Source organism: Pseudomonas sp. NPDC087817 (assembly GCF_044742875.1).
Lineage (GTDB): Bacteria > Pseudomonadota > Gammaproteobacteria > Pseudomonadales > Pseudomonadaceae > Aquipseudomonas.
The window spans coordinates 1-1,146 of record NZ_JBIUVJ010000185.1 but is presented as its reverse complement, the minus strand read 5'-3'; the positions used below and the strand labels follow the sequence as shown (position 1 = coordinate 1,146).

The window sequence follows — 1,146 nt, the reverse complement described above, 5'->3', positions numbered from 1 at the left end:
CGAACAGGTCACCGCGACCTTCAAGCGTCGCATGCCATCGGGCGGCACCATCCACATCGAAGAAATCCAGGACCAGGTCGAACTGGCCCTGATGCGTGCCGGCGAGCAGAAAGTTGCTCGCGACTACGTGATCTATCGTGACGGTCGTTCGAAAGAACGCGCTGCCCACGCCCCGGCCGAAGAAGCGGTCAACGCGCATCCGTCGATCCGCATCACCCGCGCCGACGGCAGCCTGGCACCGCTCGACATGGGCCGCCTGAACACCATCGTCACCGAGGCCTGCGAAGGTCTGGAAGAAGTCGACGGCGACCTGATCCAGCGCGAAACCCTGAAAAACCTGTACGACGGCGTGGCCCTGACCGACGTCAACACCGCCCTGGTGATGACTGCCCGTACTTTGGTTGAGCGCGAGCCGAACTACTCGTTCGTGACCGCCCGCCTGCTGATGGACACCCTGCGTGCCGAAGGCCTGAACTTCCTCGAAGTCGCCGAAAGCGCCACCCATCACGAAATGGCCGACCTGTACGCCAAGGCGCTACCGGCTTACATCGCCAAGGGTATCGAGTTCGAACTGCTGAACCCTGTGCTGGCCACCTTCGACCTGGAGAAACTGGGCAAGGCGATCAACCACGAGCGCGATCAGCAATTCACCTACCTGGGCCTGCAAACCCTGTACGACCGCTACTTCATCCACAAGGATGGCGTGCGTTTCGAGCTGCCGCAGATCTTCTTCATGCGTGTGGCCATGGGCCTGGCGATCGAAGAGAAGCAGAAAGAAGATCGTGCGATCGAGTTCTATAACTTGTTGTCGTCGTTCGACTACATGGCTTCGACCCCGACACTGTTCAACGCCGGTACCCTGCGTCCACAGCTGTCGAGCTGCTACCTGACCACCGTTCCGGACGACCTGTCGGGCATCTACCACGCGATCCACGACAACGCCATGCTGTCGAAATTCGCTGGCGGCCTGGGCAACGACTGGACGCCGGTACGTGCACTGGGCTCGTACATCAAAGGCACCAACGGCAAGTCGCAAGGTGTGGTTCCGTTCCTCAAAGTCGTGAACGACACGGCCGTCGCCGTTAACCAGGGTGGCAAGCGCAAAGGCGCTGTCTGTGCCTACCTGGAAACCTGGCACATGGACAT

Annotated in this window: 1 protein-coding gene; it reads left to right on the top strand. The window is 60.6% G+C overall.

Annotated features, from left to right (window positions below):
- On the top strand, positions 1-1,146 hold a 1,146-nt coding region (locus ACIONG_RS30595), incomplete at both ends, for a ribonucleotide reductase N-terminal alpha domain-containing protein (protein WP_401304779.1).